Annotated in this window: 23 protein-coding genes and 3 pseudogenes; 12 read left to right on the top strand and 14 right to left on the bottom strand. The window is 67.7% G+C overall.

Going from position 1 to position 23,233, the window contains the following annotated elements; translation table 11 throughout:
- Both H305_RS53750 and H305_RS48580 read right to left on the bottom strand, forming a co-directional pair.
- On the bottom strand, window positions 1-381 hold a 381-nt coding region (locus tag H305_RS53750; protein ID WP_028805544.1), incomplete at its 3' end, for a hypothetical protein.
- A 262-nt stretch (window positions 382-643) separates the two neighbouring features.
- A complete protein-coding gene (locus tag H305_RS48580; protein ID WP_037766984.1) occupies window positions 644-1,126 on the bottom strand; it encodes a MarR family winged helix-turn-helix transcriptional regulator in 483 nt (160 codons plus the stop codon).
- A gap of 255 nt (window positions 1,127-1,381) precedes the next feature.
- On the opposite strand from H305_RS48580, the gene H305_RS48575 reads away from it, so the two are divergent.
- The 3 genes and pseudogenes from H305_RS48575 (at window position 1,382) to H305_RS55475 (ending at window position 3,750) form a co-directional block, all read left to right on the top strand.
- Window positions 1,382-2,110: a histidine phosphatase family protein gene (locus tag H305_RS48575; RefSeq protein ID WP_234021412.1), complete on the top strand. Its 729-nt coding sequence runs from the start codon at window positions 1,382-1,384 to the stop codon at window positions 2,108-2,110.
- 420 nt (window positions 2,111-2,530) lie between these two features.
- Window positions 2,531-3,274, top strand: a pseudogene (locus H305_RS56555) (PQQ-binding-like beta-propeller repeat protein); the annotation flags it as partial.
- Between the two features lie 65 nt (window positions 3,275-3,339).
- Window positions 3,340-3,750 carry a PQQ-binding-like beta-propeller repeat protein gene (locus tag H305_RS55475; RefSeq protein ID WP_028805543.1) on the top strand — a complete coding sequence of 137 codons (411 nt, stop codon included), beginning with the start codon at window positions 3,340-3,342 and terminating at the stop codon, window positions 3,748-3,750.
- 4 nt (window positions 3,751-3,754) lie between these two features.
- Here H305_RS55475 and H305_RS48570 read toward each other — a convergent pair whose 3' ends face one another.
- The 3 genes from H305_RS48570 to H305_RS0140810 form a co-directional block, all read right to left on the bottom strand.
- The gene (locus H305_RS48570; protein WP_234021411.1) at window positions 3,755-4,042 is read right to left on the bottom strand and encodes an Imm7 family immunity protein; all 288 of its coding nucleotides are present in this window, start codon (window positions 4,040-4,042) and stop codon (window positions 3,755-3,757) included.
- A 251-nt stretch (window positions 4,043-4,293) separates the two neighbouring features.
- Window positions 4,294-4,695, bottom strand: a complete 402-nt coding sequence (locus H305_RS0140815) for a hypothetical protein (protein WP_028805542.1) — start codon at window positions 4,693-4,695, stop codon at window positions 4,294-4,296.
- A 940-nt stretch (window positions 4,696-5,635) separates the two neighbouring features.
- Complete coding sequence (locus H305_RS0140810; protein WP_028805541.1) at window positions 5,636-5,977, bottom strand: hypothetical protein; 342 nt, start codon at window positions 5,975-5,977, stop codon at window positions 5,636-5,638.
- Between the two features lie 887 nt (window positions 5,978-6,864).
- On the opposite strand from H305_RS0140810, the gene H305_RS0140805 reads away from it, so the two are divergent.
- On the top strand, window positions 6,865-7,527 hold the full coding sequence (locus tag H305_RS0140805; protein ID WP_028805540.1) for a Type 1 glutamine amidotransferase-like domain-containing protein: 663 nt from the start codon (window positions 6,865-6,867) through the stop codon (window positions 7,525-7,527).
- A gap of 284 nt (window positions 7,528-7,811) precedes the next feature.
- Here the strand turns inward: H305_RS0140805 and H305_RS0140800 are convergent, their stop codons facing one another.
- Window positions 7,812-8,117, bottom strand: a complete 306-nt coding sequence (locus H305_RS0140800) for a hypothetical protein (RefSeq protein WP_028805539.1) — start codon at window positions 8,115-8,117, stop codon at window positions 7,812-7,814.
- A gap of 121 nt (window positions 8,118-8,238) precedes the next feature.
- Between H305_RS0140800 and H305_RS55470 the strand changes: the two are divergent.
- A pseudogene (locus tag H305_RS55470) lies at window positions 8,239-8,386 on the top strand (IS701 family transposase); the annotation flags it as partial.
- Window positions 8,387-8,419: 33 nt separating this feature from the next.
- Here the strand turns inward: H305_RS55470 and H305_RS0140795 are convergent.
- Window positions 8,420-10,645: a SpoIIE family protein phosphatase gene (locus H305_RS0140795; RefSeq protein ID WP_051371527.1), complete on the bottom strand. Its 2,226-nt coding sequence runs from the start codon at window positions 10,643-10,645 to the stop codon at window positions 8,420-8,422.
- A gap of 149 nt (window positions 10,646-10,794) precedes the next feature.
- Entirely contained in the window at window positions 10,795-11,682 is an 888-nt protein-coding gene (locus H305_RS0140790; RefSeq protein ID WP_028805537.1) for a universal stress protein, read from the bottom strand.
- A gap of 146 nt (window positions 11,683-11,828) precedes the next feature.
- Between H305_RS0140790 and H305_RS53745 the strand changes: the two genes are divergently transcribed.
- Complete coding sequence (locus H305_RS53745; protein ID WP_158690670.1) at window positions 11,829-12,308, top strand: hypothetical protein; 480 nt, start codon at window positions 11,829-11,831, stop codon at window positions 12,306-12,308.
- On the opposite strand, the gene H305_RS0140780 is transcribed toward H305_RS53745, so the two are convergent.
- Entirely contained in the window at window positions 12,295-12,618 is a 324-nt protein-coding gene (locus H305_RS0140780; RefSeq protein WP_028805535.1) for a hypothetical protein, read from the bottom strand. The two genes, H305_RS53745 and H305_RS0140780, sit on opposite strands and share 14 nt — an antisense overlap.
- A gap of 444 nt (window positions 12,619-13,062) precedes the next feature.
- Window positions 13,063-13,398 (bottom strand): ankyrin repeat domain-containing protein, encoded by a 336-nt coding sequence (locus H305_RS0140775; RefSeq protein WP_028805534.1) that lies wholly within the window; start codon window positions 13,396-13,398, stop codon window positions 13,063-13,065.
- 286 nt (window positions 13,399-13,684) lie between these two features.
- Here H305_RS0140775 and H305_RS0140770 point away from each other — a divergent pair, with 286 nt between their 5' ends.
- Entirely contained in the window at window positions 13,685-14,242 is a 558-nt protein-coding gene (locus H305_RS0140770) for an SMI1/KNR4 family protein (protein WP_028805533.1), read from the top strand.
- Between the two features lie 24 nt (window positions 14,243-14,266).
- Here H305_RS0140770 and H305_RS53740 read toward each other — a convergent pair whose 3' ends face one another.
- Entirely contained in the window at window positions 14,267-14,593 is a 327-nt protein-coding gene (locus H305_RS53740) for a hypothetical protein (protein WP_158690669.1), read from the bottom strand.
- A 90-nt stretch (window positions 14,594-14,683) separates the two neighbouring features.
- Here H305_RS53740 and H305_RS0140765 point away from each other — a divergent pair, with 90 nt between their 5' ends.
- Window positions 14,684-15,247, top strand: coding sequence for a DinB family protein (locus tag H305_RS0140765; protein ID WP_028805532.1), 564 nt, complete (start codon window positions 14,684-14,686; stop codon window positions 15,245-15,247).
- 583 nt (window positions 15,248-15,830) lie between these two features.
- Here H305_RS0140765 and H305_RS56230 read toward each other — a convergent pair.
- Window positions 15,831-16,169: pseudogene (locus H305_RS56230) on the bottom strand (helix-turn-helix domain-containing protein); the annotation flags it as partial.
- Between the two features lie 69 nt (window positions 16,170-16,238).
- On the opposite strand from H305_RS56230, the gene H305_RS0140750 reads away from it, so the two are divergent.
- Window positions 16,239-16,766, top strand: a complete 528-nt coding sequence (locus H305_RS0140750; RefSeq protein WP_037766978.1) for an SMI1/KNR4 family protein — start codon at window positions 16,239-16,241, stop codon at window positions 16,764-16,766.
- 122 nt (window positions 16,767-16,888) lie between these two features.
- Here H305_RS0140750 and H305_RS0140745 read toward each other — a convergent pair whose 3' ends face one another.
- Window positions 16,889-17,614 carry a hypothetical protein gene (locus H305_RS0140745; protein WP_158690668.1) on the bottom strand — a complete coding sequence of 242 codons (726 nt, stop codon included), beginning with the start codon at window positions 17,612-17,614 and terminating at the stop codon, window positions 16,889-16,891.
- A 430-nt stretch (window positions 17,615-18,044) separates the two neighbouring features.
- Window positions 18,045-19,301: a PucR family transcriptional regulator gene (locus tag H305_RS0140740; RefSeq protein ID WP_028805528.1), complete on the bottom strand. Its 1,257-nt coding sequence runs from the start codon at window positions 19,299-19,301 to the stop codon at window positions 18,045-18,047.
- Window positions 19,302-19,622: 321 nt separating this feature from the next.
- Between H305_RS0140740 and H305_RS0140735 the strand changes: the two genes are divergently transcribed.
- From H305_RS0140735 to H305_RS0140725, 3 genes are all read left to right on the top strand, one after another.
- Window positions 19,623-21,452: a GMC family oxidoreductase gene (locus H305_RS0140735; RefSeq protein ID WP_051371519.1), complete on the top strand. Its 1,830-nt coding sequence runs from the start codon at window positions 19,623-19,625 to the stop codon at window positions 21,450-21,452.
- Between the two features lie 163 nt (window positions 21,453-21,615).
- A complete protein-coding gene (locus tag H305_RS48560; RefSeq protein WP_234021409.1) occupies window positions 21,616-22,158 on the top strand; it encodes a TetR/AcrR family transcriptional regulator in 543 nt (180 codons plus the stop codon).
- A gap of 101 nt (window positions 22,159-22,259) precedes the next feature.
- Window positions 22,260-23,180, top strand: a complete 921-nt coding sequence (locus H305_RS0140725) for a TauD/TfdA dioxygenase family protein (RefSeq protein WP_028805526.1) — start codon at window positions 22,260-22,262, stop codon at window positions 23,178-23,180.
- The last annotated feature ends 53 nt before the right edge of the window (window positions 23,181-23,233 follow it).

Below are 23,233 nucleotides of genomic sequence, written 5' to 3'. Positions count from 1 at the left end.
GGCGGTCCACTGTCCGTGGTGGCGGTGGTAGACGCGGTGGCCGTCGTAGCGGAGCTGGTGGCCGTTGTCGTCGGAGCGCCAGTACGCGTAGCCCGAAGCGTCCCGCACGCCGTGCCATTCACGCTGCCCGTCCGAGAGGGACCATCCCTTGCCGATGCGGGAGAGGCCGCCGTGCTGGGCCACGCTGGCCGCGTGATCCTGGGCCGCGGCCTGGGCGGGGGTCGCGGCGGGGACGGTGACGACGGCGGTGGTGGGGCGAGCGTTGTGCTGGGCCGCGGGCAGGGTGGCTGCCGAGGCGGGGCCGGTGACGGCGACGAGGGTGCTGCCGGTCATGGTCACGGTGGCGGCGGCGAGGGCGAGGCGGGTCGTCAGCTTCTTCATGGTGGTGTCTCCTTGCTTCGCCCGGTGTGTGGTGCGGGCGGTGAACGATCGACGTGCGAGGCCGCGGGGCTCGTGGCCGGTACGGCTGAGCAACGTCATGCATTGACGCTAGCAGATCGTTGAGGCACGTCAATGAATGAGCGGGTGTGACTGTCGACTCACCGAAACCAAAACTGCCCGGGATGCCGCGGATCTGCGGAAGGGGGCATGGCAAAGGGGCCACGGGAATGCCCGTGGCCCCTGATTGCCTGGTGGCGGTCGGTCAGGTGCAGACGATCTCGCTCCCCGACGTCCTGACGCTCTTGGGTGTCCTGACCCGGGAGAGGAGGTTGCGGAGGGTCGTGAGCTCTTCGGGCGTGAAGTCGGCGAAGAGTTCCTTCTCCACGGCGGTGATGGCCTCCTGGGTCTGCGCCAGGACGCGGCTGCCTTCGTCGGTGAGTGCCACGATGTGGCGGCGCCGGTCGGCCGGATCGCGCCGGCGCTCGACGAAGTGCGTGTCCTCGAGATCGTTCAGGATCCCGCACAGGATGCTGGGATCCACCTCCAGGACCTCCGCCATGCCCTTCTGGCTCATGTGCCCCGACTCGCCCAGCAGCACCAGCGTCGCGCCTTGGCGGGGTGTCAGTCCGCACTGCTTGAAGGCGTGCTCGGTGCGGGCATAGGCGATGGCGCCGTGCCGGGCGAGCAGGAAGCCGAGGCGGTCGAGGGGTTCGGCCTCGACGGTGCCGGTCAGGTCCGCAGTCATCGTCACCCCACTTACCTTGTCTGTCGGCAAACTATTGCGCCAACGTAATCATCTATCGACATCGATGGTAGCAGCGCCTCAAGCCGCGTCATCGACCACCGCTACTCGGAGTAACACGTGGTGGCGCAGCGATGCCACTTGCCGAGGGCGGCTGGGTGGCGGGTCCCGTCGGCCGGTCGGCGGGTATGGTTCCGGCCGCCTGACGGATGTTGCAGCGGGAGGCTTTCACCGATCCTGGTGCGCATGAGTCACGGCGTGGCGCCGGGCCAGGAGGAGGTTGGTCTTATGACGATCCGCCTGACGTTGGTGAGTGCGCCCGGTGGCGACGCCGCCGTGGATCCACTCCTCGGTGACGCTCCTCTGGGTGAGCGCAGTGCGCGTATGGCCGGCGCCGGGGGAGCAGTGCTCCCTCTCCACGAGCTGGCCGTCCGCGCGCCCTCGATCCGTTGCTCGCAGACCGCGGACGCCCTCGGCCTGGTGGCAGCGGTCGAACCCGCGCTGCGCGATCTCGACCTCGGCACATGGTGCGGTCGCACCGTCGATGAAGTCGCCGCAGCCGACCCCGACGGGTTCAGCGCCTGGCTCACGGACCCGGATGCCACGCCACACGAAGGCGAGTCGGTGCGCCGGCTGTGCCGCCGCACAGCCGACTGGCTGAACAGCGTGACGCCCGACATGGGCCACGTAGTGGCCATCACCGAAGCAGCCGTGGTCCGGGCCGCCCTCATTCATGCTCTGGCCGTACCGTCGAGAGCCTTCTGGCATCTGGCTGTGCCGCCGCTGTCCCCGGTCTCTCTCACCTGGCGAGGTAGCCACTGGGACGTCCGGCTCGGCCACGTCACTGGCGCTCAGAGCCGGCGACGGGTCCTCGCGCCATCAGCGACGCTTGTAAGCGGCGGAAGTGATCAGTTCGCGGCGGCCCACCTGGGCGGCCGGAGACGATCGAGTTCGTTCCGGGAGACGGCTTTCGTCGGCTGCCGGTAAGCCCTCACGAGGGCACTCCGTCGTTCCCCAGGCGATCCACTCGGTCACGATCGGTTGGTGGGTGATCGACTGGCACAGCGCCCATGATGCGGCCGGCCGCCGGCCCGCGAAGACGGACTCGAGCGCGGCCCGGCGGCCCGCAGGGCCCCTCCGGCATAGGTCGGCTCCCACACCTGCTCAGCGTTCGGGAGCCGTCCACCTCGCTCGGCATACACCGTTTGCACAGCGGCCCGACTTGCCTGGCTCCTGCGCGGGGCGAAGATCCGTGGGCCGCCGGGTCACCGTGGCAGGTGGCAGGGCTTGGGGGGCAGTGATGGTGCGACGGATGAATCTGTTGGGTGAGCCGGGGGTGGGCTTGTCGGGTGGACCGGGCAGGCCAGTGCCGAGTCGTGAGGATGTGCAGAGGGCCCGCGGCCGGGTGTGGGGTGTGTTCCTTGTGCTGGTCCTCCTCGTGATCGGTGGGCTGGTGGACTGGAGTCGCGGTACGTGTTCACCGGAGCCCGCGGCCCCTTCCCGGCCGCGCTCGCCGCCGGTGCCCCGGTCACGCCTGGACAGGTCATACGGCGGCCGGGGGGTGAGCAGACCTTGGTGCACGGGCTGTCCCTGCGGTGGACGGATTCCGGTATGGCGGCGATGAACCTGCGGACCGGCAAGGAGTACCGGCGCTACGAGCGACGGGACTCGAACGACCCTGCTGTGTGGTCGTTCGGCGTGTCGGAGCGCACCGTGGCGGCTCGCTTCACGGACGGGAAGCTCGTCGCCATCGATCTGCGTACGAGCAGGCTGCTGTGGCAGGCGGAGATCAGGGCTGGCGACCGCCACAGGTCCGTGGAGCTCGTCGACGGCCAGGCAGTCACCGAGGATCCCGGCGCCGTACGCGCCTTCGACGAGCGGGTCGGCCGAAGTCTGTGGACGGCGCATACGCCTGACTCGTGTCCCGAGGTATTCCTCCATTCCGTGCACGCCCTAGCAGGCCACCTGAGCGCCGTCCACGTGATGTGCAATGCATCGTGTCGCGGCGACCGGGACGAGTTCGGACTGCTGCTCGGGGTCGACAACCGCACGGGCAAGGTTCTGTGGCGGCAGCGCACCGTGGACCCCGAGCAGACGGCCTGGGGCGGGCACACTCTCGTCGCTGCGGGCCCGGACCGCACGCAGACCGTGCAGTCGCTCGACATGAATCGTCAGAAGATCTCTTCACGCGCACTCTCCGGCGTGACGGGTGAGACGTGGTCGCTGCGGGCAGCGGCACCGTACTGGCCGGCACCGACCCGAAAGACGGTTCTGGGGACCACGACACGGTCCTGCGGGCCTACGACATCCGTGACGGACAGTCCTCCTGGCAGTTGCGGGCGCCGACCGGCCAGGAGTACGGGTTCCCGAAGATCGCCGACGGCCGGGTGTACGTCGTACGCCAGCCCTTCCTCACCGAGGGGGACACAGGCCGTCGGATACACGGCGACCTGCTCGTCCTCGACGCGGACACAGGGCGCCTGCTCCACACCCTGCGGCTGCCGTCCATGACCACGCCGGACGACTATGACTACTTCGTGAAGCTCGCCGTCGTCGATATCGCCGACGGCGCGGTGAGCATCGGCTGGCGAGACGGCGAGGGCGGCCTGCTGATCGCCACGGACTGATGCCTCAGTCCGTAATGGGATCTTCCACCGTCGGGATGTACGGGGACAGCAGCGCCTCCGTGTGCTGCGTGACCATGCCTCGAACGAGCTTCAGCACGCGCACGTTGTTCTCGTGACCCGGTTCCTCGTCATCGCGAAAGTGGAGGAGCCCGTAGGAACCTGGGGCTACCACGGCGACATGCTCGAACAGTTCGACCACGTCAGGCGACGAGCGGTGATTGGTAGAGCCGCCGGGGTGGATGAACGGCTCGCCGTTCATCCACCTGAGGTCAATCAAGTACGGGCTGTCCATTTGGCCAATGAAAAGGCGGGCTCATCGACGATCTGTCGCAGCCTAGGCTCATCGTCGTCATTGGCCGGGTCTCCCTGAGCGTGATCCACCCGTGGTACTCAAACATCCCACGATCGTAGTGAAATGGCCCGCTTCACCGTTCCGGCCGCAGCATGATCCCCCGGACACGCTTTATTGACACCCTCTGAGTGGGACCGCTCAAGACAAGCCGACGACCTTCACGCGACGCGCGGCCACCGGAGCGGAGGTAGTCAGTACCGGGCCTTCCAGCGGCTGCTGAGCGCGATCGCCCTCAGTTGGGGAATGGACAGCAGAGGCACGGCGCGAGTCGCCGGGAGGCCGAACGCCGGGGCGTTGACCTCGCTCACCACGATGCGCAGCCCGTCGGTGACGAGGACGTCCGCATCCCACTGGAAGGTGCCGCCGGCGCCACCGGCGACAGGGAGTCTGCGGGTCAGGACGCGGGTGCCATCGGGACGGACCGCTGCTCCGGCGAACAGCTGGGCGATCTCCGGGGAGCCGGGACTCCAGCGCTGGACGGTGACCGTGAGCAGACACTTGCCCTGCCCGTCGTTCACGGTCATGGAGGCGTATCCCTTCTCGGCACCGTATTCATCGGCAGCCTGCCAGCCTCTGGGCAGAAGCTGCTGCATCGCGGACAAGATCTCAGATCCCGACAGCACCGCGGTTACAGGAGGAGACGACTTCGGCGGGATCGGTACGGCATCGAGCACCGGTGACCACAGTTTCGACGTGACTATGGAGACAAGACGGCTCATGGGCAGCGCAAGGTTCGGTCGTACAGGAGAGCCGGTTGCGGCACTCGACTCGGTCACGCCGATCTGGCCGCCATCGCGGGTGGTCAAGACCGCCAGCCAGCGCCGCGCACCCTTCGGGTCGACCGCGTTCACGTAGCCCCGATTCGCCAGAAGGGTCGCACCGTGCGGCAGTTCGGAGCGGGTGCAGCGGTCATACGGGTAGCGGGCCCGATCCAGACAGTCCCTTGTATTCGGCGGTACGGGCAGGGACACACGCCCCACGGTGACCGAAATCCTGACCGCGCCCCGCCCATCGTCGTAAGTCAGGCCAGCGGACGGCCGGCCGCTCGCCTCGCTTCCCCGACCGGACGTCTGACTGATCTCACCGGGTGGGAGCAGCTGGCTGAGCAGTTGCACCATACGGGTGCCGGGTATCGGTCGGCGGGACTCCTCGGCCGCTCCACGCGCGGCGTAGGCCGCTGCCAGCGACACCACAATGGCGGTGGCGACGACAAGGGGCCTGCTCAGTAGTTGTCGTCTCGAGCGCTTCTTACTCAAGTTGCCAAGCCACTGGGACGTACCAGTGCCGACCGTGGCCGGCACCTGTGCTTTACGTTCGGACAACCTTCTCTGCCGTTCTAGTGTGCGCACACCAGGCTGTGCTGGCCGGTCGAATGACGGGACGTGCCCATGCCGGGCGAATAGGGGAGACGACCCCGGCCGCTGTAAGCCAGGACCGGGGCCGGCCCACAGCGGCCTCCTCGGCGCCCACGATCAGGACGGCGCCAGTCTCGTCGGCCCCGTGTTGGAGGTCATGCGAGGCTTGGGACCCGTGCTAGCACTTGACGACGTAGGTCAGCGGGTGGGAGCTGTTGAACGGACTGCCTACGTAGGCCCAGGAACCGCCGGACCAAAAGGTGTAGTTATAGGACTGGTCGCCTGCGTAGAACCCGCAGAACCTACTCCCGGTGTGATTGATCACGGAGTTGATCGGCGGGTAGTACTTGTACCACTCCGGATCCCCCACGTAGAACGAGTGCTGGGACCCGCTGTAGTAGGTGCCCTCGTACCAGTATGAGTACGACTCGCTCCAGGCATTGGCCGAAGGTGCCGCAACCAAGAGCCCGCCGAGGGCCAGGGAGGCCGCGGCAAGCAGGGATGTCAGCCGTTTGTGCATGAGTGTCCTTCCGGTGGGTGTTGAGTGTCGAGTGGCTCCTGCACGATCGGATCGCGCGGTGTTCCGTGAGCACAGAAGCAGCCACTGCGCTCAGGGCTCCGGACGATGCCGATGTCCTGCGCGCGGGCTACGAAGCCGTTCGGCGACCGCCAGGGAGATCAAGGCATCTCGGACGAGCGCTCAAACCGAGCCGGGCATGGTGGCGACGCTGCCCCCACCCGGAACGGATCCCCGGCCGAGGCCGAACTCTTGATCACTGTGCACCGTGGCGACGGCTGACCTGCGCGATTGCCAGCCTGCATTGCCCGATGGGGAAGAGATCAGGGGACGAAGAGGCAACGTTCCCCTCGGATTCGGAGTCCTTGGGCGCAGTGCTGGAGGGTGGGAAGACCAACAGGCCGTGCGCAGCGGTCGGCCGCACCGTATGGGCATCCGAAAACGGCACGAAGCGTGTCCGCCCATTCCGTCTCGCCCGTAAGCGCCGGCGTCCGTCCGCTCCCGGCTGTCACGGCGCCGCACCGCGCGTCCAACGCGCTGCGGCGGGCCGTCCAATCGGTCAGCCGAACCGATGACGCACTGCGTGTCCTTCAACGTGAAGGTGTCCAGACCGAAGTCGAACGATCTGCCGGCCACAGCCGCTTGCCGCGCTACGCCAAAGCAACACCTCGGCGTCCGTTCATGCGGATGAGCGGACGCCGTGCCTGCGCATCCTGGGTGCGTCGGTCGGTTGCACGTGCTGTACGGGACAGGACCGGGTGGAGAGATTGGGGGAGAATCACGCCCGGTGACCCGAGGGCCTCGGCAGAGGTGCCCGAACCACGATGAGTTCCAGCACGGTTTCCGGTCTTCAGATACACCCACCTTCCGCGTGCGAATTTGGAGACACCTTGAAGCTCTTGCTTACGTCAGGCGGCGTCACAAACACAAGCATCCACTCGGCGCTCGTGCAGCTTCTCGGCAAGCCCATCGCCGAGTGCCACGCTCTCTGCGTCCCGACAGCACAGTGGGGTCACCCGATGTGCGGTCCGACATCGGTGCGGGGCTTCGTGGCCGCCGAGTCCAGGTGGCAGCACCTGTCCGGCCTGGGCTGGGCATCGCTCGGTGTCCTCGAGCTCACCGCACTGCCCACCATCGGCGAGGAGCGATACGTCCCCTGGATCCGGGAGGCCGACGTGCTCCTGGTCGACGGTGGCGACGCGACGTATCTGTACCACTGGATGCGAGAGTCCGGGCTCGCCGATCTGCTGCCTTCGCTACCCGACACGGTCTGGGTGGGAGTGAGCGCCGGAAGCATGGTGATGACGCCCCGGATCGGAAGGTACTTCGTCGAGTGGCCGTCCGCGTCGGACGACCGCACACTGGGAGTCGTCGACTTCTCGATCTTCCCGCACCTGGACGCTTTCCCGCAGAACACCCTGGCCGACGCGGAGCGGTGGGCCGCAGACATCGGCGGGCCGGCCTACGCCATCGACGAACAGACGGCGATCAAGGTCGTCGACGGCTCAGTCGAGGTGGTCTCCGAAGGACAATGGACGAAGTTCGGGTCATAGCCGCCCGGCGTTGTGCTGCACTCTTGTCCGCGGCAGCACTCCCGGGCTTCGAACAGGCAAGGCGCGCGTGCTGCGCTGCCCGGGCCCGGTTGATCAGTCGCAGGAGAGGGTTGCCGGCGCCGCCGGGAGCTACGGTGCAGCTGAAGCGGGTTCGAGTGTCGATGAAAGTTCCAATCGGGGCTTTCCAGCTGTAGATCGCGATCTTGCTGGTCGAGTACCAGGTGCCGGGCCGGTCTGATCCCCGCCTCGATTGGTGCGGTCCGATGCGCTTGCTGCTGGACTGGTCAGGAGGAACTGTTGGCGTTGGCCGTGCCGTAGAAGCGGCCTTGGTCGCACAGGGCGTCGATCTCGGCGTTTTCTTCGTCGCTCAGTTGCGCATCCAGCGCGACGCTGATGATGCCTCGGGCGCGGGCCACTCGGCGAGCGACATCCCAGTCGGCGATGAATGTGCCGACTGTGTACTCGTCGGCGGTTCCGGATGCCTGGCGGGATCCGAGTCGGTCGAGGGAAACGACGAACTCGTTCAGGTCCTGCAGTACTGCGACGACCTCGCTGAGGGGCATGCGGATCTCTCGGGAGGACATGTCCATCAGCCGATTCAACTCCAGGGTTGATGCTCGGGCCCAGATCCTGATCTTGGTGGTCGGGGCCGGTCCGGGAACGGGTGAGGCCACCGGTGATCATCGGTGTGTGAAGACAGAAGATCAGGTGGTGGCCGCAGGTCACAGCATAGATCCTGCCCGCTGGCAGAAAGCGTTCGATCCTGACGGGCCGTATCGCGGGACGGTTCAGCCGGGTGGAACCTCGGCGCCGGGCACGGGCGTTCGCGCTCGGACTCTTGTCGGACCTGCCGCGCAAGCCGGCGCCTCGCCAGCCGTTGCGAGCAGAGGATTCAGCGAGGAACGGCGAGTTCACACCAGACCACCTTGCCGCGGCCGCTGGGTGAACTTCCCCACTCGCCGAGAGCGTCCACGATGATCAGGCCGCGGCCGTGTTCTGCCTGAGCATTCTCCTCCTCGCAAGCTGAGAGGGAGGAGGGTAGCGGTGGCGTCACGTCGGTATCACGGACCTCGAGACGGATCCGGTCCGGAAACAGACGCAGCCGCAGCTCTACGTAACTGTCGGCATGAGTCAGGGCGTTCGTCACGACTTCCGAGGCCATGAGTTGCAGGTCGTCCGTCAGCGCCTCCAAATTCCAGCTCTTCAGGCAGTCTCTGACGAACTCGCGGGCGGCTTTGACTCCGTGCAGATCGTGCCGCTGGATCTCCATCCGGTTGGCACGGTGCTGTGGGCCTGTGTCGGTGCAGAGGGCGAAGAGGAGGGCGACGTCATCTCTGCGTTCAGGGGGAGAGGGCACCATGGATGTGAGACGGTCCGCAAGGTCCTCCAGGCAGTGGTCGGCAGCGTTTTGGCTGGCGGAGGCGAGCATCCTGCCTGCGCTGGTGACCACGTCGGGCCCGTGTGCTTTGCTGAGGCCGTCGGTGTACAGAAACAGCACCGTGCCTGCTGAGAGGGTCTCCTCAAAGGCCTGATAGGGCACGGGTGATGGCACGCCCAGGGGAACGCCGATGAGCGAGTCGAGTGTTTCGATACAGCCGTCGGGACCGCGGATCAGGGGCGCCGGGTGACCGGCCAGGGCCACCTCGGCCGTCCCGTCGGCCGGATTCAAGTAGACGACACAACACGTGGCCATCAGTTCGCTTTCCAACTGACTGAGCATGGTGCTGGCGCGTGTCAGCACCGCCTCCGGTCTGTGGCCCTCGCTGACGTAGGCGAGTACTGCGCTACGCATCTGCCCCATGACCACGCAGCTTTCGATGGAGTGGCCCTCGACGTCACCGATGATCAGCCCGATACCTCCCGTCGGCAGGGCGACCACGTCGTACCAGTCGCCGCCGCTGTTTCCGGACGGAGCGGGCAGGTAACGAGCGGTGGTGACCACCTCCGGCAGGTCGGACAGGGCGCGGGGCAGCAGCCGCCTTTGCAGGCTCTCGGCGAGAGCGTGTTCGCCTTCGCTCAGAAGAGTCCGCTCCAGTGCCTGGCCAAGCGAATCAGCCATCATCATCATGACTGCCTGTGCTTCCGCACCGAAAAGCCGGTGCTCTGCCCACCCGAGGGAGCAGACACCGACCGGGTGCCCGCTCGCCCGCATAGGCAGGTGTGCCCACGCCTGATTGCCGTCGTCCTCTGCGTCGGGGTAGGCCCTGTGCAGGTCGCTGCGCTGCGGGAAGAAGTACGGGTCGGAGCCGCGCATGACGTCGGCCACAGGAGTAGCCCTGTTCTTGACAGCGCTGGATCCATGGAGCTGCCTGACCACTTTCGATGCCGGGCCGGAGTGTCCGACAACCCACAGTCTGCCGTCGGCGACGACCGTCACGATGAGGCTCTGCGCACCGAGAGAGCCCATCATTCGCGACCGGGCGGCTTCTACGACCCCGTGTGGGGTCACGACCGAGTTCAGTTCATCGGCCAGCTTGAGGACTTGGTAGACCCAGCTCAGGCCGGCCGAGCCGGGAACATCGGGCAGTCCCCACCGGGTCGCAGGTTCGGTCAGCGGGCTGCGTGGCTTGAACACAGGGAAGATCAGCGGTTGCCTCCCCGGTCGTATCGGCGTTCCGCCTGCAGCCAGAGCCGCCAGTTCGCGCGTCAAGTCCGCGCCCATTTCCCGGAGCCTCTTGCGCTGCTCCTCGCCGAGAACGCCGTCCCTCCAAGGGATCCGGCTGACAGCCAGCGCCCCGTACCGGTGGTCGGGGTCGGCCAGGGGGACGGCCACCACTGAGTACGGGGCTCGGACGGGACCCACGTCGTCCGGACGAACGCCCGGTTCTCCGATGATGGCCGTCCTTTCGGTCCGGCAGGCCAGAGCTGAAGCCCGCGGCCCATGCAGTGACATGCGCTCTGGCATATTGAAGACGGCCGGAGGTGTACCCCCGATCACTGCCGCGCTCAGCCATTTGCCGTCGTCCTCGAGCAGGTAGGCGATCCCGGCCACCGCGTCGAACTCGACCACCGCCTGGCGGATGGCAGAGACCAGCAACTTGTCCAAGGCCTCGGCGTTCGCCGAGGGATGTGCTGAGCGAGCGCTGCCCTCAGTGTTCTGTCCCACGATGCTGCTCATCCGTGACCCCGTTCCAAGCGGCGCAAGCGGCGACTATCACCCGGCCGGCCAGATCGATGGTCATCACAGCGGCACGACTTGTATTGCGTGGCGTACTGCGTCAATTTCAGCCTCCACTCCTGGCTGGCTTGGGCGGTGAACGGGTCGGGTCAGGGGTGGGCGACGACGGCCACGGGCGCGGCGCTGTGATGCAGGACCGCGTGCGTGACCGGACCGATGTGGCTGCTGACCGCCGAGCGGCGGATGCGGCGGCCGACCACGGCGAGGCAGGCGTCGGCGGAGGCCTCCACCGAGTGGTCCGCCGCGCGGCCGATGGTCTGGTGGGCGTGGACGTGCGCATCGGGGTGCTTCAGCTGCCACGGGCGCAGGGCCCTGGTGAGCGCCGCCGTATCGCGTTCCGCCGGCGCCGTCTTGATCAGATCCGGCAGGGCCATGCCGGAGCCGTGCACGTTCGGCGGCAGGGTCCAGCGGTGGATGACCCGCAGGCCGGCGGCCCGGTCTGCGGCGGCGTCGAAGGCGAACAGGTCCGCGCGGGGCCGGTCCAAGTCGAGGCCGAAGATGACGTCCCGGTATCCGTTGGTGGCCGATGCCAGCCCGTCGGCGTCCGGCAGGTGCTCGTTCTGGGTGGTCTTCCCGGCCCTGACCAGGACGACCGGGCGGTGCACGGCGGCGATGACCGCCAGCGCCGCGGAGCCGACGAGGAAGCCGGTGATGCCATTCAGGCCGCGGGACCCGAGCGCCAACACCTCGGCCGCGCCGACGGCGGCCGCGAGGACCGTCCACGGGCTGCCCGGCGACCTCTTCCGAGGTGACTCCGGTTGCGGGTACCGCTCACACAGGGCGACGACCGGATCCCGGGGAACACGTGCCGTCCAGGCTCGCATGCTCACGGGCCCGGCCAGGGGGGCGTTGGCACAGGCCTGCCGTTCCCGGGCGTGCAGCAACCGCAAGGACAGGCTACGCAGACCGGCCGCCCAGTCGGCGGCCGCCAAGTCCGCGGGGGCACCGTCCACCCCGGCGACGACACAGGACACCATGCGATGACCTCCTTGCGGGAGTCGGGGCGAGACCCGTGGAGCGCCTCTGCTCTCAGCGTTCCCTGATGGTCTGGCCGGCGGGATGGGCCGCAGGTCCCTGCGGGGGACCGGTCGGCCCATCCCGCCAACCGGGCGGCGACGACTTGGTGAGGTCCAGCAGCCGACGACCAGGTCGCCGTGGGCCTGCGTCACAGCGGCGTCCACGATGCAGGAGGCGGACCAGTGCAGCAGCGAGTCCGCGTTATTCACAGGACAAACGGCCGGACACCGAGCTGGCCGTCGGCGACACCTTCGCCTACGAGGACGGCCTCAGGGCCAAGGTCACCGGCATCAACAAGATCACGCAGTTCGGGGAGTACGGAGACAGGCCCGAGGCGGGCAAGACCGCCTTCCGTGTGAAATTCCAGGTCAGCAACAACACCGCGAAGCCGTACGACCTCGATAGCCTCAGCTGCAGCGCCGAAGGCTGCACCACCGGCGGTGAAACCGGATTCATCACCGTCGAGCCCGGCTCGAAGCAGGACGCGGGGCGCCTTGCCACCGGCCGCACCGGCGCCTTCACCTCCGAGTACTCCATCACGATGAGTGACGGCACCACCATCGTGTTCACGGTCATCCGTAAGTGAAGGCCTTGCAGGTCCGCGGTGCTGTGCGGAGTTCTTCGACTACGCGTACGGCATCCTGTTCGCGATAGGACGCCATGGAGAGCGTGGCTATACCGTCTTTGTTCCCCGCGATGCGCACCACGCTGCCGACTGGCGTGTAACGGCTGCCGCCCTCGACGGCATCGCCGACCGGTGCGCAGGTTGCCGGCTGTGTGTAGGTGTCGGAGATGGCCTTGAGGACGCCGTCGCCGACGCCGTCCGTACCCTCGCCGATCTTGCTGCTGGAGAACCCCGGGCCTAGATCACGATGTGAGGGGCAGAGTACGTCCACGACCGCGGCGATCCCCTCTCCGGGTCAGGGTCGGATGAATGCGCCGGGGCTGATCGCCCCTCGCGAGTGCCGCGGGAGACCACCAGCACCCACCCGCACCCCGGCACCCTGCACTGCTCGAGCTTTCCTCCATCTCAATCCGGCGATCTTGACGACGACACCCTGCCCACAAGAGCGCTGCTTCGCACCGGCGGCGCCGCTCATAACCGGGGGTGCTGTTGAGGCAGGGCTCTCGTCGGCCCGTCTCCGTTCCTCCGGTGGAATCCGTCGGCGAAATCGAAGGGTGCAGGAGCCAATGGCGTGCAGTTGCAGCCCTGTCGGGCCTCGCTGGCGCGCCGTTCGATGTCGACGCCGTGGGCGCGGGCGAGTTCCGTCGAGGCATTCGGCCCATCCTTGGCCGAGGGCGCGCAGTTTCGATACGGGTAGCCTTCGAGCCCTGCACCCTCATCCGCCTGCTCCGTCTCCCTGGCTGATGTGCTGCTGCAGCAGCCTGACCGCCAGGTAGTGGCCGTGGTCGGTGGCGACGTCCAACGGTGTTCGCCCATGAGGTGCTGGGAGTTGGGGGTCGGCGCCGAAGGCCAGGAGGACTGCGGTGGTGTGTACGGTCAGCGGGTCGCCGCTCTGCAGGGCGCCGTCGCTTTCCGCGTCGATGGCGTGTGTCAGAAGCGTCATGGTCCCGCACACCCCATCGGGGTCGACTCCCTCAGCCAGCAGCTGAGCCAGGGCTTCCGCGTCCTCGTTCTCCACCGCTTGATGGGCCGGTGTCCAGATGTTCTCCACGGTGGCATTCAAACGGTGCGCCCTTGTCCGGGGAGGTGCGGGAGAGGTTGCAGTGCGGCTGGTCTGTCCCAGACGCCGAGCAGCTCGTCGCGGCCAGTCTCATACCGATTGGTGCCAGAATCGCGCTGTTCTGTACTGCAGGCTTCGACGGGGCGCGCACAGCACCGGGCGCACCCGGGCACGAGGAAACCGTCGAGCGCGGTGCGACGGTGGGCGAGGCACGTCCGGGCAGGCGGCGGCACTCCCGGCGCGAGGCGGTGTCCGAGCTGGGTGCTATGTATGCCCCATGAACATTGATCAAGCTGACCCTGCTGAACTGGCCGCACTGCGTGAAGCGTTCGGCGTCGAGGACAGCGGCGAGTCAGCCCTTGGCTGGGAAGCAGTCCATGCCTTCGAAGCCGACCACAAGATCGTGCTGCCCGAGCCGTACCGTACGTTCGTCGCCGAGATAACCGACGGGTCGTCGTCCGGGCCGCCGGAGTACGGGCTGATATCGCTTGCGGAGATGCCGGCCGATCTGGACGACGGAGAGGAACGTGACCTGAGCAAGCCGTTCCCGCTGACGGAAGCGTGGATCTGGGAGGACGACGAGGACGTCGTCGAGGACGGCGATGAGCGCGTGGAGCGGGTGTACAACCACGGTTCGATCGTGCTCGGCACGGACGGATGTGGGTTGTACTGGCATCTCATCGTCACTGGCCCTCACCGGGGGCACATTTGGCAGGTCGGCGACGTCGGCGCCTCTCCTTTCGGAGATCCGTTCGGGTGCACCACCGCCGAGCCCGGCTTCACCGGCTGGGTCCGGCACTGGGCGGCGAACAAACCGTGGCACGACGCAACGTGACAGCGTAGGAGAGCGGCGAAGCTTTCAGGCCAGGTCTTCCCATGTCCAGGCATTGGCGGCATGCCCTGCGGGCTCGCGACCGAGCGGGAACTGCCCCTGATTGCCTTCGATGCTGATGAATCCATTGAGTCTTCGCCATCTTCGAACATGCAGGTAGGAGGCTCTGGCGTGGCGCTCGCTCGGGATGCTCATGCTGATCTCGGGCGGGAGGCTGCGGTCTTGATCATCCGTCATGTCATCGGTCGAGGCTGTCACATTTGGGTCATTGAACCCCGCCCGGTCGGCCGGGTTGTTCATGGCAAGCCGCTCGCGGCGGCGCGGCCCGAAGGGCACATCGGCCCCCAGTGTCATCTCCCGGTGCGGGACGCTCTCGCGGACCACGGCCGGCGACGGCGTCCGCGAGGGTCGCAGCCCGGTCTCCGTTGTATGTAGTGTGCGCAAATGACAAGAAGCGAGCGGCTCGCGGAGCAACTGGACTGGTACTGGCACAAGAACCTGCGGCCGCGGCTGGACGGTCTTACCGATGAGGAGTACTTCTGGGAGCCGGTGCGCGGCTGCTGGAGTATCCGCCCACGTGGCACGTCGGCCGCACCGATGGCGACAGGTTCGGGGGAATGGACGATGGACTACGTGTTCCCTGGCCCGGAGCCGGCGCCGGTGACCACGATTGCCTGGCGGCTGGCGCACATCATCGTCTCGTGCCTGGGCTATCGGGTCGGATGGTACTTCGGCGGCCAGGACGTCGACTCCGAGACATTCGCCTACGCGGGGACCGCTGACGAGGCGCTGAAACAGCTCGATGAGATGTATGGGAGATGGAACGCGGGGGTCCGCGAGCTCTCGGACGCTGACCTGGAGAAACCGCCCACGGTGGGTCCCGAGCGGTTTCCCATGGAGAACAGGGTCCTGCACGTCAACAGGGAGCTGATCCACCACGGCGCCGAGATTTCCCTGCTGCGCGACCTCTACCGCTGGCAGGACGGAGCCGTACCGCGCCGGATATGACTTTCCGGTAACCGGCGATCGAGCTTCGGAAACCTACGTGGACTCCGTGACGCTCCGTGGCTGCGAGCTTCAGTGAAGCTGCGCCCTCTCGAAGTTGGTCAGGGTGGTGGCGTGAGGGTCGTTCGGGGTGGTCATGCTGGTGTTGGGCGGATGTCTCGGGTGTAGCTCATCGGTCAGCGGGCTCCTTCGAGGTTCGTCAGGCCGAACAGGGCGCGCAGCAGGCTGGTCGCGCGGGCGGGATCGGTGCGGGGCTTGGTGAGTTGAGATGGGCGAAGCCGTGCTCGACCGGGGCGCGTGCGGCGGCGGGCGCCCCGGTTCGCTTGGTCATCCGGGTCGTCGTACAGGCCGAGGAAGTCGAGATCGGCCAGGGCGCCGAGGCCGGCGACACGTAGGTGGGACAAGATGCGTTCACGGGTGCGGCGGTGATGTCGTGAGTGCGGCCGGGTCGCCAACAGCCTCCGGGGGCACCTTGGTTACGCCCTTCCGTCCGTGCGGGCCGGTCACGGGCGGACGGTGGACTTCCCGTCGGGCCGTTTGTGCAGCCAGCCGCGGTCGGCCGGCACGAGCGGCGGCGACACAGGCAGGTCGAGAAAGGCAGGCCGTGCTCGGCCGGCTTGGGCTTGGCGGTCTTCTTGATCTCGCGCCGCTCGGGCAGCGTGAAGGTCCTCGGCCGGCCGCCCTTGTACTTGGGGTGGAGCGCCTCGAAGCCGTCGGTGTTGAAGTTGTGGATCACGTCGCGGACCCGGTCCGGGCGGGTGAACGTCACCGAGGCGATCTTGTCGGCGGGCAGGCCCTGCGCGGATAACAACACCATCTGGGCCCGCCGCCAGGTCACTACCGAACCGGTGCTCCGGCGGACAATCCGCACGAGCCGATTTCCCTCGTCCTCGTCAATGTCGCGCATTCGCAAACGTCCAGCCACGTGAGCATTGGCTCGTCTGCCCCGGACCGGACGGCGGACTTCGGGGCCGCGGATCCTACGATGCCGGGCATGGCAAGTTTTGACGATCTCCGGCGCTCCCTGTGGGACACCAGTAGTGACTACGGCGTGCAACCGCCCCTGATCGACCAGGCGATTCTGGAGGCGGAGCGGCTGCTGGACTTCACGCTGCCCGGCTCTCTGCTCGACATGCTGCGCAGTCAGAACGGCGGCCCGGTCGCGAAGAGCCGCGATGCCTTCCCCACCAACCAGCCGACCTCTTGGAGCTCCGACCACGTCCCCTTCAACAGTGTGATGGGCATCGGCCACCGCGAGCGAACGGTCTCCCTGCTCGACAGTCCATACCTGGTCGAAGAATGGGGGCTTCCCTCTGCGGTCGTGCTGGTCTCGGGTGACGGACCCTGCTGGATCGGGCTCGACTACCGGGCCTGCGGCCGACACGGAGAACCATCGGTCACCTGGTTTGACGCCGACTTCGATTCGGAGTTGGTCCTCGCCCCGGACTTCCGATCCTTCGTCGAGGGCCTCACCTCCGCCAGCGACTTCGAGAGCCTTCAGAGCGAAGCAACACCAGACTGAGCATCGTCGCGAGGCAAGGCCCCTGGCTGACCCACCGGCACTGTGCCATCGCCCGCCTCACCAGGGCGAACGTTGCTTGATGCGGCACTAGATTGTCCAGCGCGCAGGGCCGTCTGAAATGCTCAACTGCGTTGGGCATTCCTCAAGCGTGTGACCTGCTTCTCGATCAACTCGAAGGGGAACGAAGCTGGTTTGTTCACGTTCCGCGCGGTGTACGTTGCAATAGTGGTGCCCACCCGGATCACGACGTACTGATCGTTGCGAATCCGGCCGTCGATGGGGCTTTCGATACGGAAGCTCAAGGCTTGGTCGCCCACGTGGGGCGGGCTGCCAAGAACCAGTTTCGAGTGGTACTTCCCGACGAAACCGGTCCCGCTGAAGGATCTGCACGACTTCAACTCGTTGCGGAGCCGGTCGAAGGCCTGCTCTGCGACCGCACCCTTGTAGGCAGCGAGCGTTGAGCCACCGGGATAGATGTCGCCTTTCCAGTTGAAGATCTGGTCCACGACAGCTGGTGCATTCTCGCCGTCGCTGATGTCGAGTACACGCTGGCAGTCCGGATCTGAGACGGGAGGGAAGGTGTCGGCATCAGCGGTGTCGTCACGGACCGTCACATCGATAGCGCCCTCCCACGCCTGCGGCACCTCCCCGTCGTGGAAGGTGAGCGCCTTGAGATCTGCCGTGCTCAGCGTACGAGCGGCCTTGGCCGACGCCTTCGTACGCGCGGTCTGGTCCGGGGTTCCCGAACCCTGATGCGCGCCGCATGCGCTCACGCCCAACACCAGCGCGAACACCCCCGTCACGGCGGCAACACCCGATCTGGCCACCGGCGCTTCTCCCGTGCGCATTGATCCCCCTCCTTGAAGCGAGGGGCAGAGGATAGCTCTGGGACACATGGGGCCGCCAGAGCCGATCTTGAGTCTGACCAGGGGATCATCTTCGGCCAGGCGGAGGTTGCCGGTTCCTGGCTGCCCGCAGGGCGCTCTGATAGCGCCGCATGCCCGCTGAGGACGGTTGCGTCCAGGGAAGTGGTGTACGGGTTCGACCTGATCCGGTGGTTTGCTCCGGCATCGGGATGAGGCCCGCATAGATGAACGGCCACCGGCTGATCTTCGAAGTGTCGAAGGAGATCGGCACGATGACCGCACCCGACAGTGTGCCCCTGCACACCCTCGCGCGCCGCGGCGAGTCCCGATCTGCTGCGCGCGATGGTCAAGGCTGTCAACGCCAAGTCGGCGACCGACGTGGTGGGGCGATCGGCTGACCGATTGCCGACCCCTACGCAGGATTCTGACCAGCATTCCTCAGCGTGCGGTTGCCGAGGTGGTGCAGGAGTTCCAGGGCAAGGGACACAGCGAGGCGGTGTTCGGTGGCCGGGTGTCCTAGGAGTGTTTCGGCGCGGGCGATCCGGTGCAGCACCGTGTTGCGGTGGGTGTGCAGGCGTTCGGCTGTTCGCGGAGCGTTGCCGCCTTCGTCGAGGTAAACGCGCAGGGTGGTGCGGAGGGCCGCTTGCGCCGGGTCGTTGCCGCACAGGGGGCCCAGGGTGGAGGTGATGAACTCTTCCATGCGCTGCTCGTCCTGGCTGGCAAGTGCGACGGCCTCGATGTCGCGGTAGGCGGTGAGCTGTTCTCCGTCGGGGTTGCCGGCGAGGAGCCGCTGGGCGGCGAGCGCGGCAGCGTGGCTGCGCCTGAACCCGGTGACACCTTCGCGGGGAGGGCCGAGGGCTGCGCGAACCATGGGGGCGTCGTGGGCCATGGCGTTGCGCAGTGCCTGCACGTCCGGTTCGTGGCGGACGGCGATCCAGGCCCACAGGGTGCGGGTGCCGGCGGGCAGTGTCAGGGGCGGCCGGGTGCGGGCCGCAGTGGCGAGGATTCCAGCAGCCTGCTCGAGCATGCCGTGTACCTCACCCGGAGGGTCGGACCACAGCACCATGGCGATGTGCGGTCCGGTGACGTCGTAATTGAGTCGTTGGCCCGCTCGGTCGGCGCTGATAGGGGCTCCGTCGAGGAGGAGCCGAATCGTCTCGGCTCTGCGGGCCAGCGCGCCGGAGAGCAGATCCCGGCGTTCTTGCTGCATGCGCCTGATGACGGCGTCCAGCGCACCGTCGACATACTCGTACATCAGGGCCGAGGAGACCTGGAGCAGCTCGACCAGGTCACCGCGTGCCGGGACGGAGGCAGACGCGACGTCCATCCACCGCCGCCAGGCGACGTTCTGGCCACGGCGGTAGGACTGCACGAGGGCGTCGAGTTCGGCGCCTCGGCGCACTAGGGAGCGAGCCAGATCGAGGGTTTCCGGGGGCGCGTCCCGGGAGATCGGTTCGCCGGGGCGCCGCTGCATGGCGGTCAGCCAGCGCAGCACGTTCGCCCGGCTGCTGGCCCGGCTCTCCGCGGCGAGCGACGGGTCCTCGGCGAGGACTGGGGCCACCTCGAAGATCGCCGTGTCGATGTCCAGGAGGAGGGCGTCGACCTCGTCGAGGAGTCGCCCGGCGACCTGTTTGATCAAGGGCGCGACGTCTGAGGCAGTCGACTCCATGGGATCACGCTAGCCAGCGTTGTGGCGCCGGCACAACGGATGACTCTCATGCTGGGCGGCTGCACAGCCTCCGCGGTTGCCGGCAGGGCATACGGTGTGGCCGCACGACCAAGGGAGCCATCCCGCAGATCGGGGTAACAATCGTTGGCGCGGCTGCTCCCTGCGGGTCTGCTCTGCCTGACACCCACCCCTGACCGTCGCATCCTCCAGCAGCACTGTCCAAGTTCTCGGTCGGTACGTGCCCGGATGGGCCGCCGGCCCCCTCGCCGCAGCCCTGCCAACGGCGCGGGCCGCCCTCACCGCATCCCTCGGAGGCTGACCATGACGACCGCCGCGACTTTCCGCGACCACGATCAGTCGCCGGAGGACGACGCCTACGACTACGACGTCGTCGTGGTCGGCTCCGGCTTCGGCGGGGCGGTGTCCGCCCTGCGGCTGAGCGAGAAGGGCTACCGCGTCGTGGTCCTGGAGGCCGGTCGCCGATTCACCGCCGCCGACCTGCCGAAGAACTCCTGGGACCTGCGTAACTACGTATGGGCGCCCGCCCTCGGCCTCTACGGCATCCAGCGCATCCACCTGCTGCGCAACGTGCTCATCCTGGCCGGCGCAGGCGTCGGCGGAGGCTCCCTCAACTACGCCAACACTCTGTACGTGCCGCCGAAGGCGTTCTTCACCGATCACCAGTGGGGGCACATCACCGACTGGGAGCAGGAACTGGCCCCGTACTACGACCAGGCGCAGCGCATGCTCGGCGTGCGGCTCAACCCCACCGTCACCCGCTCCGACATACACCTGCAGGCGGTCGCAGAGAAGATGGGGGTGGGCGACAGCTTCCACATGACGCCGGTCGGCGTCTTCTTCGGCGACGGCAATGACGCGGACGGCGGGCGACGGGCTCAGCCGGGTGACGAGGCCCAGGACCCCTACTTCGGCGGTGCGGGACCTGCCCGCCGGGCCTGCACCGAGTGCGGGGAGTGCATGACCGGCTGCCGCCACGGGGCCAAGAACATGCTCACCGAGAACTACCTGCATCTGGCCGAACGCAACGGCGTCGAGATCCAGCCTCTCACGACCGTCACCCGCATCAGCGCACAGGACGCCGGCCACCTCATCGAGACCTGCCGCTCCGGCTCCCGCAGACGGGGAAAGCGCAGCCTCACCGCCCGCCACGTGGTCGTCGCCGCCGGCACCTACGGCACCCAGAGGCTCCTGCACACCCTCAAAGCCCGGGGAGACCTGCCGTACCTCTCCGACCGGCTTGGCCACCTCACCCGCACCAACTCCGAGGCCGTGGTCACCGCGCAGACCACCGACCGCCGCTACGGGCGGCGCGCCGACTTCACCAAGGGCGTGGCGATCACCTCGTCCATCCACCCCGACGAGCACACCCACATCGAGCCGGTCCGCTACGGCAAGGGCTCCAACGCCATGGGCCTGCTGGCAGTGCTGCAGGCGCCCGGCGGCGGCCGCGGCCCACGCTGGCTGCGCTTCCTCGCCACCTGCATCCGACACCCCGTTCTGCTCGCCCGCTCGCTGAGCAAGCGCCGCTGGTCGGAGCGGACCATCATCGCCCTGGTCATGCAGTCCCTGGACAGCTCCCTCACCGTTTCGCCGAAGAAGGTGCGCCGGGGCACGGCCAAGCTGACCTCCCGCCAGGGACACGGGACCCCCAACCCGAACTGGATCCCTGCCGCCGAAGAGGCGGCCCGCCTGCTCGCCCACGAGATCAACGGCTTCCCGGGCAGCTCGGTCGGCGAGATCTTCGACATCCCCCTGACCGCACACTTCATCGGCGGCTGCCCCATCGGTGACAGCCCCGACACCGGCGTCATCGATCCCTACCACCGTCTCTACGGGCACCCCGGCATCACCGTCGTCGACGGCTCTGCCATCTCCGCCAACCTCGGGGTCAACCCCTCCCTGACCATCACCGCCCAGGCCGAACGAGCCATGTCCCTGTGGCCCAACAAGGGCGAGGCCGACCCGCGTCCCGCCCAGGGCGAGCCGTACCGGCCCACCTCACCGGTCAAGCCGACTCGTCCTGCGGTGCCGGAGGCCGCCTTCGCGGCCCTGCGTCTTCCGTTCCTGCCTGTTCCCACGGTCAGGCCGAAGGCGGCCGAGGTCCGCAGCACGGAGGAGTCCTCGCAGTGACTCGCCGACGTGGACGACGCCCTGAGGCGAACCGATGCCGAGGTCGCCTCGGCGGCAATGCAGCGGCGCATGCGGGATGCAGCCTCAGGCATCCTGGTCCCATCCGCAAGCCTGCCGGCCGTGCGAGGCTGGGCGCGGGCCCGGCCGGCCGCGCGACGGGCGGGTGACGGGCGCTGTCCTGGGCGCGGTCATCGAGCTGGTGACGGAGCAGGGCATCGCGGCCATCACCATGGAGCCCGTTGCCGCGCGGGCCGGAGTGAGCAAGCCGGCCATCTACCGGCGCTGGCCGACGAAGCAGGCGCTGATCATTGCAGCGGCCGAGATGCGCATCGGTGAGCTGTCGGTGGCGGATCTGGGGGATGTGCGGGCGGAGTTGCGAGAGGTGCTCACCGCACGGCTGGCGGCCTACCGGCAGTCGGGTACGGACCGGTTGATGGCGGAGCTGATCGCTGCGGCTGCGGAGGATGGTGGCGCGCCGGGCGCGTATGCCGAATTCGTCGACCGGACGATGGGCGGGACGCGGACGATCTTGGCGCGCGGTATCGCCCGTGGCGAGGTCAGGCCTGACATCGAAATTCGCTCCGCAGCAACGCCCGTGGCGGCGGCGCTGGTCCACCGCCTCCTGGTGGAGCGCGAACTGCCCGATGAGCACCTGGTGGACGACCTGGTCGACCTCGTGGTCCGTGCTGGGGGCCGCCGGGCCTGATCCGGGCCCCTTCGAAAAAGTTCCCGACAAGCCCTTGTCCACCCGCAACCCAATATCGATACTGCCCGTAACGATTTTCCGGCGACCTCCAGGAGGCCCGCATGTCTGCCCTTGCCACACCCCGACCCGCCGTCGACAAGCCGCTGATGCACTACGGCCCGCGCAGGCTCGAGCGCACCGCGCCGAGCATGCCCGCATTCGCATACCAGCGGCTGCGGATCTCACCGCTCACCCCGCACATCGGCGCGGAGATCGACGGTGTCGACCTGTCGCAGCCGATCGGCGACGAGCTCGCCGAGGAGCTCAAGCAGGCCCTGCTGGAATGGAAGGTGATCTTCTTCCGCGACCAGCACACCTTCGACCCGGACGCCCAGCACGCCCTCGCCGGGATCTGGGGTGAGCCGGAGCCGAACCCGTTCTTCCCGAAGGGCGACACCGTCGGCGTATCCCGTCTGGCCAAGGACGCCATGAACGTCGGCGGCGAGAACATCTGGCACAGCGACCACTCCTTCATGGCCGCCCCCGCCCTGGGTTCCGTCCTTCGAGGGGTGGAGATCCCGCCCGCCGGCGGCGACACGATGTGGGCGGACATGGGTGCCGCGTACGACAACCTCAGCGACGCCATGAAGGAGCGCATCGAGGACCTCACCGCGGTGCACGACTGGGTGCCCAGCTGGGGTGCGCTGATGACGCCGGATCAGGTAGAGGCGCTGCGTGTCTCTCTGCCGCCGGTCGAACACCCGGTGGTCGTCCGGCACCCGCGCACGGGACGCCGGCTGCTGTACGTCAACGAGCCGTTCACCGTGCGGATCGTAGGTCTGTCCGACGAGGAGAGCCGCGAGCTGCTCGACGAGCTGGTGCTCCAGGCCCGCGTTCCCGAGTACCAGATCCGCTTCCGCTGGCAGCCCGACTCCGTCGCGATCTGGGACAACATCGCCACCCAGCACTACGCGATCAGCGACTACTTCCCACAGCGCCGGGTGATGGAGCGCATCGCGATCGCCGGCGTTCCGCTCTCCTGACCTCCGATCAACCACACTCCCTGCTCTCCAGCAGCACTCACCGCGGAGCCACC

The sequence above is a fragment of the Streptomyces sp. 142MFCol3.1 genome, assembly GCF_000424945.1.
GTDB lineage: Bacteria > Actinomycetota > Actinomycetes > Streptomycetales > Streptomycetaceae > Streptomyces > Streptomyces siamensis.
This window is presented reverse-complemented; position numbering and strand designations above follow the sequence as displayed.